Annotated in this window: 6 protein-coding genes and 3 pseudogenes; 7 read left to right on the forward strand and 2 right to left on the reverse strand. The window is 56.1% G+C overall.

From position 1 onward, the window contains the following. Positions 1-41: 41 nt before the first annotated feature. Entirely contained in the window at positions 42-10073 is a 10032-nt protein-coding gene (locus ACZRKO_RS02325) for a hemagglutinin repeat-containing protein (protein ID WP_463735658.1), read from the forward strand. Positions 10074-10087: 14 nt separating this feature from the next. Then, positions 10088-10366, forward strand: coding sequence for a hypothetical protein (locus tag ACZRKO_RS02330; protein WP_463735659.1), 279 nt, complete (start codon positions 10088-10090; stop codon positions 10364-10366). Positions 10367-10406: 40 nt separating this feature from the next. On the opposite strand, the pseudogene ACZRKO_RS02335 reads toward ACZRKO_RS02330, so the two are convergent. Next, positions 10407-10577 (reverse strand): annotated as a pseudogene (locus ACZRKO_RS02335) (SymE family type I addiction module toxin); the annotation flags it as partial. 14 nt (positions 10578-10591) lie between these two features. On the opposite strand from ACZRKO_RS02335, the pseudogene ACZRKO_RS02340 reads away from it, so the two are divergent. Beyond that, positions 10592-11671: pseudogene (locus ACZRKO_RS02340) on the forward strand (VENN motif pre-toxin domain-containing protein); the annotation flags it as partial. Positions 11672-12306: 635 nt separating this feature from the next. Beyond that, on the forward strand, positions 12307-12693 hold the full coding sequence (locus tag ACZRKO_RS02345; RefSeq protein ID WP_463735660.1) for a contact-dependent growth inhibition system immunity protein: 387 nt from the start codon (positions 12307-12309) through the stop codon (positions 12691-12693). Positions 12694-12739: 46 nt separating this feature from the next. Here the strand turns inward: ACZRKO_RS02345 and ACZRKO_RS02350 are convergent, their stop codons facing one another. After that, complete coding sequence (locus tag ACZRKO_RS02350; protein ID WP_463737445.1) at positions 12740-12955, reverse strand: SymE family type I addiction module toxin; 216 nt, start codon at positions 12953-12955, stop codon at positions 12740-12742. Between ACZRKO_RS02350 and ACZRKO_RS02355 the strand changes: the two are divergent. From ACZRKO_RS02355 to ACZRKO_RS02365, 3 genes and pseudogenes are all read left to right on the forward strand, one after another. Continuing rightward, positions 12941-14863 (forward strand): annotated as a pseudogene (locus tag ACZRKO_RS02355) (hemagglutinin repeat-containing protein); the annotation flags it as partial. The gene ACZRKO_RS02350 and the pseudogene ACZRKO_RS02355 sit on opposite strands and share 15 nt — an antisense overlap. Then, positions 14861-15478, forward strand: a complete 618-nt coding sequence (locus ACZRKO_RS02360) for a polymorphic toxin type 50 domain-containing protein (protein ID WP_463737446.1) — start codon at positions 14861-14863, stop codon at positions 15476-15478. The pseudogene ACZRKO_RS02355 and the gene ACZRKO_RS02360, both read left to right, overlap by 3 nt. A gap of 26 nt (positions 15479-15504) precedes the next feature. Further along, positions 15505-15804 (forward strand): hypothetical protein, encoded by a 300-nt coding sequence (locus ACZRKO_RS02365; protein ID WP_463735661.1) that lies wholly within the window; start codon positions 15505-15507, stop codon positions 15802-15804. Positions 15805-15839 lie beyond the last annotated feature (35 nt).

The raw sequence follows: 15839 nt of genomic DNA on the forward strand, positions 1-15839 counted from the left end.
CCGTTGACTGAGTAGACTAATTTTTAACAGGGACGTTAAGCATGAACAAACAATGTTATCGCATCATCTTCAGCCGTACTCATGGTGAGCTGAGGGTCGTATCAGAACTGGCCAGCAGTTGTAGCACACAGCCCGGTCAAAGCCAGGGGACGGGTATTGCGCGTCTGTGGGTAACCCTGCGTCCTGTGATGTGGCTAATGGGGCTGGCTCTGTTTAGCGGACCGGTGCTCGCCAGCGGGATCGTTGCCGACAGCCAGATTGCGCCCGCGCAGCGCCCTGAAGTGATCAACACCCAGAACGGGTTGCCGCAGGTCAATATCAATGCCCCCAATCAGGCGGGTGTTTCCCACAACCAGTACCAGCAATTTGACGTCGGCCAGCAGGGCGCGATCCTCAACAACTCCGCAGTCATGACCTCCACCCAACTGGGCGGATACATTCAGGGCAACGCCAAACTCAACCCGAATTCGGCTCCTGCTAAAGTCATCATTAACGAAGTTAACAGTAACAATCCCAGCCAGTTACGCGGTTTTCTGGAAGTGGCGGGCGGCAAAGCGCAGGTCGTGGTTGCCAACCCGTCGGGCATTGTGTGTGACGGCTGCGGCACCATCAATGCCGGGCGCATGACGCTGACTACCGGTAAGCCACAACTGAATGCGGATGGCAGCCTCGCAGGTTATAAAGTTGAGCGCGGGCTTATCCGCATTGAAGGCGGCGGCCTTAATGGCGATCCGCGCCATGACACCGAGTATGCGGATGTCCTGGCGCGGGCCGTACAGATAAACGCCGGAGTCTGGGCGCGCGAAGAGATCGCGGTGGTGGCCGGGCGTAACCAGATCAGTGCCGATGGTAAAACCGTCACGCCACTGGCGGGTTCTGATGGCGCTTCGCCTGAGATGGCCATCGACATGGGCCAGATGGGCGGCATGTACAGCGGCTATATCCGCATGGTCGGCACCGAGGCCGGGGTGGGGGTGCGCAATCAGGGTGGACAGCTGCAGGCCGACAAGACGTTAACGGTCAGTAGCGAAGGCAAACTCATCTGGCAGGCGGAGCCTGCTACGCAAGCCGGAGGGGATATCACCTTATCGGCCCGCGACAGCGTCGAACATCAGGGCAAACTCTACAGCGGGGGTCAGCTCAATGTGCAGAGCCGGCAGGGAGAGATCACGCAGTCCGGCACGATGGCCGCGGCGGGTAACGTGACGTTGCGCGCCGGGCAGGATATCCGCAGCAGCGGGCATCTTCTGGCGGGCAGCGATGCCAACAGCACGCTGGTGCGTCCGGCTGATTTAACGCTGGAAAGTCAGGGTGATATCCGCGCCAGCGGCAGTTTGCTGAGCCAGCAAAAGGTTAACATCACAGGCCGCCGGGTAGACATCAGCCAGAGCAAACTGGCCGCAGGGCAGACCGTACTGACCTCGAAAGGGGGCGATGTTGCCCTGAACCAAGCGCAGGTGGACAGCGATCAGCTCACCGTAAACAGTCAGGGCAATGTCTACACGCAGCAGGCTGAAATCCGCGCCGGACGCTGGGAAATCACTGGCGAGAGCCTGCTCAATCAGGGCGGCATCTGGTCACAGGTGGGAGCGGGTGAAAGCCGCTTCGCCCTGACCGGTGCGCTGGATAATGCCGACGGCAGCATAGAAACCCGTCAGCTCAACCTGAATACGGCCACCCTCAACAACCTGCGCGGGCGGATCATCGCGCTGGACAACGCAGCGCAGTACTGGCGTGTCGGCGGCCTGCTCTCGAATCAGTCGGGTGTATTGGGCAGCAACGGCAGTCTGCAACTGGATACCGGAGCGCTGGATAACCAGTTAGGAACGTTGCAAAGTCAGTCAGATCTGACGCTGGCAACCCGGCAGGAGATGAACAACCATCAGGGAAAATTACTGTCCGGTGGCAATCTGACGCTCAACAGTCAGGGATTGCTCAGCAATCAGGCTGGCGATATCCGGGGTCAAAATATCCACATCGCTGCACAAGGGCTGAACAACGCACAGGGTCAGATGATCAGTCAGGGGCAGCTGAACCTGAATACCCGTCAGTCCCTTGATAACCAGCAGGGGCTGATAGAAGCCGGTGACGTGCTGGATGTCACTACCGCCGGAAGCTGGGATAACCGCAACGGCAGTGCCGTAGGCGCGAAGCAGACAAATGTCTCGGCCGCCAGTCTGGACAACGCGGGAGGCAAGCTGCAATCGGGTGGCAATTTAACCCTCAATACGACCGGCGACGTCAATAATCAGGCGGGTACTCTGACGGCGCAACAGGCGCTGTACTGGCAGGGGGGCGCGCTCAGCCTGTTCAACAATGATGCAGGCACGCTGTTAAGCGGTGGCGCGATGTCGCTGCTGGGCGGCCAGCTGAATAACCGCCAGCACGGCTTGGTACAAAGCCAGCAGGGGCTGACCTTAAATCTTGCCGGAGCCTGGGACAATCAGGGCGGGAAATTAGCCAGCGGTGGCAGCAGCAAGGTACGCGCGCTCAGCCTTATCAATACGCAGGGTGAGATTCAGGTACTGGATTCGCTGGATATGCAATTCACCCGCGCGCTCGATAACCGCAGGGGCAATATCATCAGCCAGCTGACGCAGCGTTTGCAGGCAGAAAACATCTTCAATAATCAGGGCTGGATCGGCAGTCTCGGCACACTCACAGCGGTAAGTCAGGGGTTTGATAACCAGGAAGGGCAAGTTGTCAGCCAGCAGGACGCCTCGCTGACGGTCACCAGCCTGAACAACCAGTCCGGCACCTTACAGTCTGCCGCCAGCCTGATGCTGCGTGCGGCGCAGGATATCGCCAATCAGGGCGGTAAAATCAGCGCTCAGGCACGTCTCTGGTTACAGGGACTTACCGATACCACCGCGACCGGCGTAGTGCACAATGCGGGTGGACAACTGCTGGCCGGAGAGCAGTTAGCGGTCCGGGCGCAGGGCATCGACAACCAGCAAAATGGCCTGCTTTATAGCCAGAAACAGCTGCAACTGACGCTCAATGACCAGTTGGATAACCGGCAAGGCAAACTGCAAAGCGGCGAAGGGATGCAGATAAACGCCGCCCAACTGCTCAATACTCAGGGCGTTATCGACAGCCAGCAGCAGCTCAAAATGCAACTGACCGGCGCGCTGGACAATACGTCAGGCACAGTGCGCGCCAATCAGGCGCAGAACATCGTTGCCGACAGCGTACAGAACGCGCAAGGCGTGATCAGCAGTTTGGGTAACCTCAGTCTGACCGCTAACCAGTTGGATAACGTCGGCGGCATGGTGATAAGCCAGGGCGCGGGCGATTACCACTTCAACGCGCTTAATAACCAGCAGGGTAAAATCCACAGCGGTGGCGCACTCACGCTGAGCGGTTCTGCTGTAGACAACCGGGCGGGGCAACTGGTCTCAAGTCAGGCGCTGACGCTCACCAGTGACAGCCTTGATAACAGCAACAATGGGATCATCAGCAGTCAGGACGCATTAACTCTTCATACCGGCCAGTTAAATAACCGGGACGGCGGCCTGCTCATCGGCACCACGCAGACTGATGTGAGTGCGCGAACGCTGGATAACACTGCGGGCCGTGTACAGAGCGCCGGCACCCTGACTCTCTCGCAGCTGGAGCGTCTTGATAACCATCAGGGCGCGATTTTATCCAATAATAATCTCAGTATCAGCGCAGGAGCCTCTCCGGCACTGGCGGTATTTAATCAGGGCGGCAATATTCAAAGCGGCGGGACGTTAGCGGTCACCGCTCGCACGTTCGACAATCTTGGCGGAACCTTACTCAGCCAGCAGGCGTTGCAGCTGACGGTCGATCAGGACTACACCCACCGTACCGGCGACACCCTCAGCAGTAATACCGCGGTCACGTTGCGGGTGGCGGGTGTTCTGACCAATCTGGCGGACTGGCTGCTGCCGGGCGATCTGACCCTCTACAGCACTCAGTTGAATAATCTGGCGAGTCTGGTTGGTAATACACTGCATCTGACGACGGGAGCACTGCTTAATCAGGGGCGTATCGAAGCCGATAACCTGACCATCGACAGCGATAATCTGGATAACCAGACCACGCTGATGGCCGATAACCTGACGGTTAACAGCCGGATCATTGACAACCACGGTCGCGACGCGCTGATCGCGGCCACGCAAAACATCAGCCTGCTGACCGGCGAACGCCTGACCAACCGTGATGGCGCGCTGATTTACAGCGGCGGAACGTTACAACTCTCCAGCGGAGACCTGATCGAGAACCGGGCCAGCAATATTGAAGCCGAAGGGGATCTGACCCTGACGGCCCGTCGTTTTGACAACCTGCGCGAAGGGCTGGAGATCACGCGCGAGGCAGAATCGAGCGATTACAAATGGCATCGCTATAACTACTACTGGCGCTCCTTTGGTGAGAATGCGAATACCGATGTCAGCACCATGGCGCCGAACACCCAGCAACTGACGTTCCGCGATGACACGGCGGCTGAAAGTAACCCGTATGGCACGTTGCTGAACATCGACGCCGCCGGTAAGCGGGCGGAAGTGCGCGTGAAAGACAACACCGGGCAACTCGTCAACCTGTGGGTCAACTATCTTGCCTTGATCCCCAATGTCGATGGCAGCTATGCCATGACGTTTTACGACGTGCGCGGCTGGAACCAGGACGTTATCCCAACCCCTTATCAAAACTCCTTCCGCCGCGAACATGATATCGGGCAGGCTGTGGTGTGGGATCCAGAACGATTCCTTGATATCGCCAACGCGCCGCTGGTGAGTGACTACAATAACCTGCGTGAACGCACGGTGACCGGCACGGCAACAACGGACAAGCTGGTCTCTGCCGGTATCGGCGCGTTCGTGCTCTCCGGCGGCAATATGGTGCTGCATATCGGGCAGCAATTGCTGAACGACGCCGGCACCATCAGTTCCAACGGCAACCTGACCATTGACGGCACCGCCAACATCATCAACCGGGGGTATTCGGTCAATGAACGGCGACAGGAGGTGATTGTCGATCACTATGACCGTGCCGAAGGACACTGGTATCCGACGAACAGACTGGATCAAACCACCGCCCTGACCACCATTGACGGTGTGATCAGCGGATATGGCAACGTTACGATCGGTGGCGCGCATCTTGAGAACACCACGGTCAATCAGGCGCAAATCAGCAGCGTGGAAGCAGCACAGAAAGCCGCCGCTGCCGAACGTGCCGAGTGGGAGCGTAACCCTCTCGGTGTGGAGATCGCCGCAGGCGGCTGGCAGCAGGGTGATACCGATCTGGCGCAAGGCAGCGGGCCACTGACGCCCGCTGAACTGGCGCTGACCGACAAACAGCATCTGGCCAACGTGGCGCCCAACATTCCCAATAATGGCCTGTTCCGCCAGCAAGCATCACCTGCCAGCCCATACCTGGTGGTCACCGATCCGCGTTTTGCTAATAAAAGCAATTTCATCAGCAGCGACTATATGCTGGAACGGGTGGGTTATGACCCGAGCCAGGTGCACAAACGACTGGGGGATGGCTACTACGAACAACGGATTGTGCGTGAGCAACTGCTGATGCTGACCGGCCGCCCGTCACTTCAGGGTGACGATGCGATGGCACAGTACCAGTCGCTGATGAACAACGGCATCAAGGCCGCGACGGACTTCCACCTGATGCCGGGCGTGGCCCTTACACCGTCACAGATTGCCGCTTTACAGCAGGATATCGTCTGGCTGGTGAGCGAAACCGTTGACACGGCCGAAGGCCCGCAGACCGTCTGGGTGCCAAAAGTCTATCTGGCCAACAGCACGATACGCCTGACCGGCGACGGCGCGGTGATCGCGGGGGGCAACCTTCAGCTCTCCACCGGCAGCCTCAACAATGCGGGTAACCTGTTTGCCGATAAAGCCCTGAGCATTGATACCGGCCAGTTCCTGCAAACGGGAGGTGATATCCGCGCCGATACCCTCAACGTGCAGGCCGACAGCATCACCCTCAGCACTAACCTGCAAGACGCGCTGCGTCAGGCTAGCATGAGTGCGCGTGAGATAAGCCTGAGCGGCAGTGACATCAGCCTGCAGGGCGCAAAACTCAGCGCCAGCGACAACCTCAGCCTGAGCGCCAGCAACAGCCTGAACATCGGCACGGCCCGCAGCACCAACACGGCGGATGTCAGCGTGATAGCCGGCTCCATGGGCAACCGCAAGCGTGAAGGAATGGAAGAAGCCGGAGATCGTCTGGCGCAGATCAGCGGCGAATGGCAGCAGGCGCTCGGCAGCAACCTGACGGCGGGAGGCAACCTCAGTCTCAAGGCCGGGCAGGATATTACCCTGCAGGGCAGTCAGGCTTCAGCCGCTGGTAAAACCCAGGTGCAGGCCGGAGGCAACGTCTCCCTGCTGGCTGACACCACCACCAATAGCACCCATCTGGACGCCAACAGCCGTACCTCGACAGTCAGTAACGATCGCCGGGAAGATACCCTGCACACCAGCACGCTCGGCGGCGATAATGGCGTCACCATTCTGGCTGGCGGAAACTTCCTGGCCGAAGGGGCGAAGGTCGAGAGTACCTCCGGCGGTATCGGTCTGAGCGCCCAGCAGGTGACCATCAAAGAAGCACATCAGCAGCTGAAGGCAAGCGACAGCGAGCAGAGCCAGACCGGTAAAACACAAAGCCAGCGTCACGAAGAGATCGCCAGTGATACGTCGCAAGGCAGCCTGTTCACTGCCAAAGAGGGCGTCACGCTGATCGCCCGGCAGGGCGACCTCACCGTGCAGGGCAGCACGGTACAGAGTGAACAGGGGACGATAGGATTGAAGGCGGCCGGAGATATCTCCCTTACGGCCAGCCGCGACGAACATGATTTGTCGTTACAGGGCAGCAGCAGTAGTAAAGGCACCCTGAGCAGCAAGGAAACCGCTTACCAGAAAGAAGAGCACAGCAGCACGGCCAACGGCAGCATGCTGAGCGGGCAGGAAGTGATCCTGCAAAGCGGCCGCGATATCAACGTAATGGGCAGCGACATTGTGGCCAGCGACGACGTCTCCCTGACGGCGGGCAACAATATCACGCTGGGCACGGCGGAGAACACCACGCAGTCCAGTTCGGCCAGCCAGAGCAAAAAAACCGGCTTCTCCGGCACCGGTGGCATCGGAATGAGCTACGGCACCAACAGCCTGAACATGACCGATACAGAAAACAGCATCACCAGCAGCGGCAGCACGGTCGGCAGTACGCAGGGTAACGTGACCCTGAATGCGGGCAATAACCTGACCGTAAAAGGTTCAGATGTACTGGCAGGAAAGGACATCAACCTGACGGCGAAAGAGGTCAACATTCTGGCGGCGGACAACCAGAGCGTACAGACCCATACCGTGGAACAAAAACAGAGCGGCTTTACGCTGGCGTTGTCGGGGGCCGTGGGCAGTGCGTTAAACACCGCAGTTTCCACGGCCAACGACGCGACGACCGCGAGCACCGGGCGTCTGGCGGCGCTGGACGGCATGAAGTCGGCGCTCGGCGGGGTGCAGGCGTATCAGGCGAGTGAGCTTGGCGCGGCCGAAGGTAAAGACCCGGAGAACCTGTTCGGGCTGAACCTCTCCTACGGCAGCCAGTCGTCGAAGTCTGAACAAACCCAGACTTCCAAACAGAGTCAGGGCAGTTCGCTCACGGCGGGCGGCAACCTCAATATTCACGCCACCGACACCGACATCAACGTGCAGGGCAGTCAGTTGCAGGCGGGTAAGGACATCGGGCTGATTGCCAACCGCGACGTGAATCTGTGGTCGGGCCTCAACACCACCGAGCTTGACGGCAGCAACGAAAGCCACGGCAGCTCGATAGGTGCCGGATTTAACTTCGGGCAGGACAGCAGCGGCCTGACGGTCAACGTCAGCGGCAACAAAGGCAAAGGCTCAGAGAGCGGCAACGGCGTGACGCACACCGAGACCACGGTCAGCGCGGGCAATAACCTGAACATCGTCAGCGGGCGCGACACCACGCTCACCGGCGCGCAGGTGAGCGGTGACAAAGTGACGATGGACGTTGGCCGTAACCTGACACTGACCAGCGAACAGGACAGCGACAACTACGACTCGAAACAGCAGAACGCCAGCGCAGGGGTGAGCGGCGGCATAGGGACGTTCAGCGGCTCGGTGAACCTGAGCCAGGACAAAATGCACAGCACCTACGACTCGGTGATAGAGCAGACCGGCATCTTTGCGGGCAAGGGCGGTTTCGACATCACCGTCGGCGAGCACACGCAGCTGAACGGCGCGGTGATTGGCTCGACCGCGACGGCGGATAAAAACCGCCTCGACACCGGCACGCTGGGCTTTAGCGACATCGAGAACAAGGCCGAATACAACGCCGAGCACCTGAGCACGGGGATGAGCACCAGCGGCAGCATCGGCGACCAGTTCCTCGGGAACATGGGCAGCACGCTGCTGGTCGGGGTAAACGGCAACGGCAGCGACAGCTCGACCACGAAATCGGCCATCTCGGACGGCAGCATCATCATCCGCGACAAAGACCACCAGAAACAGGACGTGGCCGAGCTGAGCCGCGACGTGGAGCACGCTAACCAGACGCTCTCGCCGATATTTGATAAAGAGAGGGAACAGGAGAGGTTGCAGGAAGCGCAGAAGATAGGTGAGATAGGTGCGCAGGTGATGGATATCGGTCGCACGCAGGGGAAAATCGAGGCGACCAACGCGGCGAACGCGGCACTGGCTAAGAACGACCCGGCAGACCGTGCGACGGCGCAAGCCAAATGGGACGCGAAGAATCCGGGCGAGGTCGCTACGGAAAAAGACATCAACGGGCTGATTTACCAGGCCGCCTACGACAAAGCGTTTACTGACTCCGGCTTCGGCACCGGCGGTAAGTTCCAGATGGCAGCGCAGGCTGCCACGGCGGCAATCCAGGGGCTGGTCGGCGGCGACATGGCGAAAGCCATCGCGGGCGGGAGTGCGCCGTATCTGGCCAATATCATCGCCAAAACGACGGAGGATGGCCCTGAACGGCTGATGGCCCACGCGGTGGTTAACGCGGTATTGGCGAATGTGCAGGGTAACAGCGCCATAGCGGGTGCCGCAGGGGCCGTGACCGCCGAAGTAATGGCGGGTATTATTGCGCGGGATATGTACGGTAAGCCGGTCAGCGAGCTGTCTGAAACTGAGAAACAGACCATCTCTGCCCTGAGCACACTGGCAGCAGGGCTCGCTGGCGGGTTGACGGGCGACTCTAGTGCTGATGCAATAGCGGGGGCGCAGGCCGGGAAGACAACGGTTGAGAATAACTATCTGAGTGCAGATCAAGGACTCGCTTTTGATAAAGAAATGCAGGGTTGCAAGGCTTCCGGTGGTGACTGTACGACAGTAATAGATAAGTGGAAGAAAGTCAGTGATGAGCAAAGTGCAACGCTCGATCCTAAATGTGCTGAGAATCCTTTGCTTTGCCAGAACATTGACAAACCGATCATTGAGATGGGTTCGGAAATGGCACAACGTCCAGAATGGATAGGAAATCTGCCTGGTGTGGACGTGATGACTGATGAGCAAGCTAAAATCTATGTTCAATACTGGAATGCACAAGACCTAGAAAAAATAGATGTTAATAGTCCTGCTTGGACGAAATTTGCGACGTTTATATCAGATCCAGAAAACCAAGCCGCAGTGGCTTCACTAGGAGTACTGGGTAAAGATCTTGTTCTTATAGCAAAAAATAGCTTCACGACTAAATCATTGTTTAAAGAAATGACAGCTCAGGGGATTAAATATACACCTGAAAACATTGTTAGTGCGGCAAAAGATTCCAGCGGGAAAATTATTTTCCTTGAAAAAGGTAGTTCTAAAGCAGGTTTGCAGCATATTGTCGAGGAGCATGGTAGCCAATTTGCACAAATAGGTGTGTCAGAAGCACGCATTCCTGATGTGGTAATGAAAGCTGTGATTGATGGTAAAATAGTTGGTTATCAAGGAACTGGTACTGGTCGCCCAATCTATGAAACCGTGATAAATGGCAAGAAATACAATATTGCTGTCACTGTAGGAAATAACGGGTATATCGTAGGTGCTAATTTACGAGGTTCAGTGAAATGAGAAGAATTAAATTAATGGCTGATTATCAATGTCATCCGTTATGGGATGTTTCCCCAGAAGACTATAGAGATATCTCGCCGGAAGAACTTCCTATATCTTCGGAATTAAAGCATAGGCTTAGAGCATGGGCCGAACGGTATGATGCCATACTAAATATAGATGATCCGGCTTCGTCTGGTTTTAAAAGCAATGAGGACGAAAAACAATTTATTGACGACGGTCATAAACTAGCGCGTCATCTTCAAGAAGAACTTGGGGATAGTTATAATATTATTTATCACTCTGAGTATTAATAGATCCCGGCCCTCGAGCCGGGATTTTTACTTTTACCCGTCAGCCATTAACCTCAGTCTCAATCACCAGCCGCCCGCGCTCAATAGCCACGGTGACCGGCGTATCTGTCCCAAACCCGGCTTCTGCCAGCCAGTCGCCTTTAAGATGCAGGCTGGGTGTGCGGCTGTAATAGGTGGTCATGCCGGTAGCGCGTTTAATATGCTGGATACTGACGTACCCGACTTAGCGGCTCGGTGAACCTGAGCCAGGACAAAATGCACAGCACCTACGACTCGGTGATTGAGCAGACCGGCATCTTTGCGGGCAAAGGCGGCTTCGACATCACCGTCGGCGAGCACACGCAGCTGAACGGCGCGGTGATAGGTTCGACCGCGACGGCGGATAAAAACCGCCTCGACACCGGTACGCTGGGCTTTAGCGACATCGAGAACCAGGCCGAATACAACGTCGAGCACCTGAGCACGGGGATGAGCACCAGCGGCAGCATCGGCGACCAGTTCCTCGGGAACATGGGCAGCACGCTGCTGGTCGGGGTAAACGGCAACGGCAGCGACAGCTCGACCACGAAATCGGCCATCTCGGACGGCAGCATCATCATCCGCGACAAAGACAACCAGAAACAGGACGTGGCCGAGCTGAGCCGCGACGTGGAGCACGCTAACCAGACGCTCTCGCCGATCTTTGATAAAGAGAAAGAGCAGCAGCGGTTGCAGGAAGCGCAGAAGATAGGTGAGATAGGTGCGCAGGTGATGGATATTGCGCGAACGCAAGGGGACCTGAATGGACTGGGCGAGGCGAAAAAGGCGCATCCTGAAATGTCCGCTGACGAGCTGCGCAAGACCGATGTCTATAAAGCAGAAATGGCGAAATACGGTACCGGTAGCGCCATCCAGCAGGGACTCCAGGCGGCGACGGCGGCAATCCAGGGCCTGGCGGGTGGTGATTTAGCGAAAGCGATAGCGGGCGGTGCTTCGCCGTATCTGGCGGAAGTGATTAAACAGGTTGCGCCGGATGAGTCCAGTCGTGTAATGGCCCATGCGGTGGTTGCCGGAGCGCTGGCAGCGGTACAAGGAAACTCAGCCGCAGCGGGTGCGGCAGGGGCAGCCACCACGGCTTTAGTGGGTGAAGCGATAAAAAATGCGTTGTACGGTGATACGCCGGTCAGCCAACTGAGCGAAGAACAAAAACAAACGCTGGTTACGCTGGGAACCGCTGCGGCAGCGCTGGCAGGCGGTATTACCGGCGGCAGTTCCGCGGATGCCATGGCGGGCGCGCAGGCAGGCCAGAACGAAATCAGCAATAATATGGCGGGTATCGGCGCGATTCAGCAGATGCAGGCATGGGCACTGATGAACTCGGCAGCGGCAGCAGAAGCAGGCAGCGTAAACCCGAATGACCAAGCGGCACTGGCGCTGACGAAGGCCGCGAAACAGGGGCTGAGCGCGGGTTGTCTGGCGAATGACGCTTGCGTGATAATGGCGATACTAGCAGCGCAGAGTCAGTCTGACTCGGATAAAGGCAGTGCGCCGAATATAGGAAAAAATCTGACTGATGCGGATAAAGCCGAGATTGGCGGAACGGGATCTGGAACAGGTACCCCGCCTACGCCAGAAAATGATCCCAAACAGCAAAGCGAAAAGCCTGCTGAAAATCTTAATCAGAAGCAAGAAAGTGCAATCAAGAAGATTGATAACACAATAAAAAATGCTCTAAAGGATCATGATATTACGGGAACTCTCAAGGATATGGATGGTAATCCTGTACCTAAAGAGGATGGTGGGTATTGGGATCATATGCAGGAAATGCAAAATACTCTGAGGGGATTAAGGAACCATGCAGATACGTTGAAAAATGTAAATAATCCCGAAGCTCAAGCAGCATATGGCAGAGCAACCGATGCCATTAATAAAATCGAATCAGCCCTGAAAGGACATGGAATATGATCACCTTCCGTAAACTGGTAGGAAATATCAATGTAGCCAAAGAGCCGAGTCAACAATCCCCGCTTGAACAATGGTTCGAACGTGTCATTGATATACCTATTGAAGATCTAACAGTGGAAGATCTCTGCCGTGCTATACGTCAGGAAGTGTGTATTGATCAGTTAATGCCAAAAGTGTTGGATGTTCTGACGGAGGATCCGCTGGCTGGGGAATATTATGATGGTGAGCTTATAGCTGCTTTATCGACGATAAAAGGTGATGTTCTAAAAGAGCAGAAAAGTAGTTTTATCCAAATAAAACAAGTTATAAACCAACTTGACCCTTCTGATGTTAATGATGACTTGAAAAAAGATATATTAAAAATCAATCAAATAGAAATATAAGAAATCCCGGCCATCGAGCCGGGATTTTACGTTATACGTCAGTGAATTACGCTTCAGTCGCCAGCCAAATGATCAGCTGTCCCGGCTGCGTGATAACCTCGAGCTTCTGCCCGGTGGTAAAACCGAGCTGCCCGAGCCAGCGCCCCTTGAGGGTGATCTGTGGATACGGATCGGGCTGCCCGTGGTTAGGGCGGTAACCCACAATACTCTGCTGTGCTAAATGCTCTTTAACATTGTTAGATAATAGCTCGGCGGGGTGCAGGCGTATCAGGCGAGTGAGCTTGGCGCGGCCGAAGGTAAAGACCCGGAGAACCTGTTCGGGCTGAACCTCTCCTACGGCAGCCAGTCGTCGAAGTCTGAACAAACCCAGACCTCCAAACAGAGTCAGGGCAGTTCGCTCACGGCGGGCGGCAACCTCAATATTCACGCCACCGACACCGACATCAACGTGCAGGGCAGTCAGTTGCAGGCGGGTAAGGACATCGGGCTGATTGCCAACCGCGACGTGAATCTGTGGTCGGGCCTCAACACCACCGAGCTTGACGGCAGCAACGAAAGCCACGGCAGCTCGATAGGTGCCGGATTTAACTTCGGGCAGGACAGCAGCGGCCTGACGGTCAACGCCAGCGGGAACAAAGGCAAAGGCTCAGAGAGCGGCAACGGCGTGACGCACACCGAGACCACGGTCAGCGCGGGCAATAACCTGAACATCGTCAGCGGGCGCGACACCACGCTCACCGGCGCGCAGGTGAGCGGTGACAACGTGACGATGGACGTTGGCCGTAACCTGACACTGACCAGCGAACAGGACAGCGACAACTACGACTCGAAACAGCAGAACGCCAGCGCAGGGGTGAGCGGGGGCATAGGGACGTTCAGCGGCTCGGTGAACCTGAGCCAGGACAAAATGCACAGCACCTACGACTCGGTGATAGAGCAGACCGGCATCTTTGCGGGCAAGGGCGGTTTCGACATCACCGTCGGCGAGCACACGCAGCTGAACGGCGCGGTGATTGGCTCGACCGCGACGTCGGATAAAAACCGCCTCGACACCGGTACGCTGGGCTTTAGCGACATCGAGAACAAGGCCGAATACAACGCCGAGCACCTGAGCACGGGGATGAGCACCAGCGGCAGCATCGGCGACCAGTTCCTCGGGAACATGGGCAGCACGCTGCTGGTCGGGGTAAACGGCAACGGCAGCGACAGCTCGACCACGAAATCGGCCATCTCGGACGGCAGCATCATCATCCGCGACAAAGACCACCAGAAACAGGACGTGGCCGAGCTGAGCCGCGACGTGGAGCACGCTAACCAGACGCTGAGCCCGATTTTTGATAAAGAGAGGGAACAGCAGCGGCTGCAGGAAGCGCAGAAGATAGGGGAGATAGGTGCGCAGGTAATGGATATCGCCAGAACGCAAGGCAAGATAGCGGAAGCTAATGCGCTGAAAGATCCGAACGCAATCCAGGCGGCGAAAGAGGTACTGGCCGGCAAAGGGATCCTGAACCCGACGCAAGAGCAGATAAACAGTCAGGTCAGCACCACGGCAATGGCTCCTTACGGGACAGGTAGCGACCTGCAAAGAGCGCTTCAGGCGGCGACGGCACTGGCGCAAGGTCTGGCAGGTGGTAATATGCAACAGGCTTTAGCAGGAGCAGCCAGTCCGTATGTTGCCGGTATCATTCATGATATGACCACCAACGCGGATGGGTCGGTGAACCTTGCCGCGAACGCGATGGCGCATGCTGTCTGGGGCGCAGTAACGGCACAGGCTAACGGCAACAACGCATTAGCCGGAGCGACCGGCGCAGCCGGTGGTGAACTGATGGCTCGATACATTGCAGGTGAAATGTATCCGGGCGTCAGGCCAGAAGACTTGAGCGAAGAGCAGAAGCAAACGCTCAGTGCTCTGGGTACACTGGCGGCAGGGCTGGCCGGTGGTCTTACGGGAGACAGTTCAGCGGATGCTGTTGCAGGAGCGCAGGCCGGGCAGAATGCGATTAACAACAATCTGATTGGTGGCAGTGATGACGGTGGTCACCTGGCCTTTGTGCAAGAGCATGGTAAAGATGTGATGTCATGCTCAAGTGCGCCGGACTCGGAAAGTTGTCAACCTGGTAAAGCGGTTAATAATGCCCTCGCACTGGTATTGGGAGCCGGTGCCGTGGGTGGTGCAGTTATTGCGATAACCCCAGAAATTATCGCAGCGGCCCAGGCCGGTGCGAGTGCCTGCGCGGCTTCCCCAGTTCTGTGTGCCAATGAAGTGAGTATCTGGGCAGCAGAAATGGCCGCCGGTGATGCCCTTCCTGCTGGTCTGACCGTCGGCGCAATAGGTAAAATGTCGGTCAGTGAACTGTCAGAACTGAAAGCGCTGATTGCGGTTGAGAAACAGGCTGGTAAGAAAGTCAGTTCGGATGTGGTTGAGCAGTTGGTTGCCACCAAAGGGGCAACGGCGAATTCTGGTGCTATAAATAATGTGTCAATTAACCAAGGTCAACAGAATAAACACATACCAGGTACGAATGAATACAAAATAGCTTCTGATGCGGGTTTAAATAAAAGTACTATCACAGCATCTTCGGAAGTGTTGTTGCAGAAAGTCGGGAGTGGTCAACAGGTTGGGAATGTTGCCGTCGGAACTCCAGGTTCAAAAGAGAGAATTAATTACGGTCAAGTGATCGGAAATTACATCGACCCACAAACTGGGATCTCTACACCGACAACCAATGGCATTGTTCACTATGGTAAGAATAGTGTTCATATTGTTCCAGCAAGACCATGAAAGGTATAAGTAAGGAGCTACTTTTAATGATTGACACTGATTTATCTAACTATTTAAAACTATCCCTACAAAGGGCATTACTTGGTAATGTAACCCCTAATATTAGATGTGTAGCTGTTATTTTAGACGCTAAGAATATCCATCTATTTTTTTATTACGATGGGATATTCACTGATTGTGATGAAGAATTAGCATCACAAGTTGAGACTGAAATCATTGCTGATTTTGATGACGATTTTATTATTAGTACCCATCTGGAACGGCTTGACTATCCTAAGCCAATCAAAATCAACAATGGCTATTGTGTCTATTTAAGAAAAGAATAATGTTACAAAATCCCGGTCCAGTCGCCGGGATTTTA

Source organism: Ewingella sp. C233, assembly GCF_055407225.1.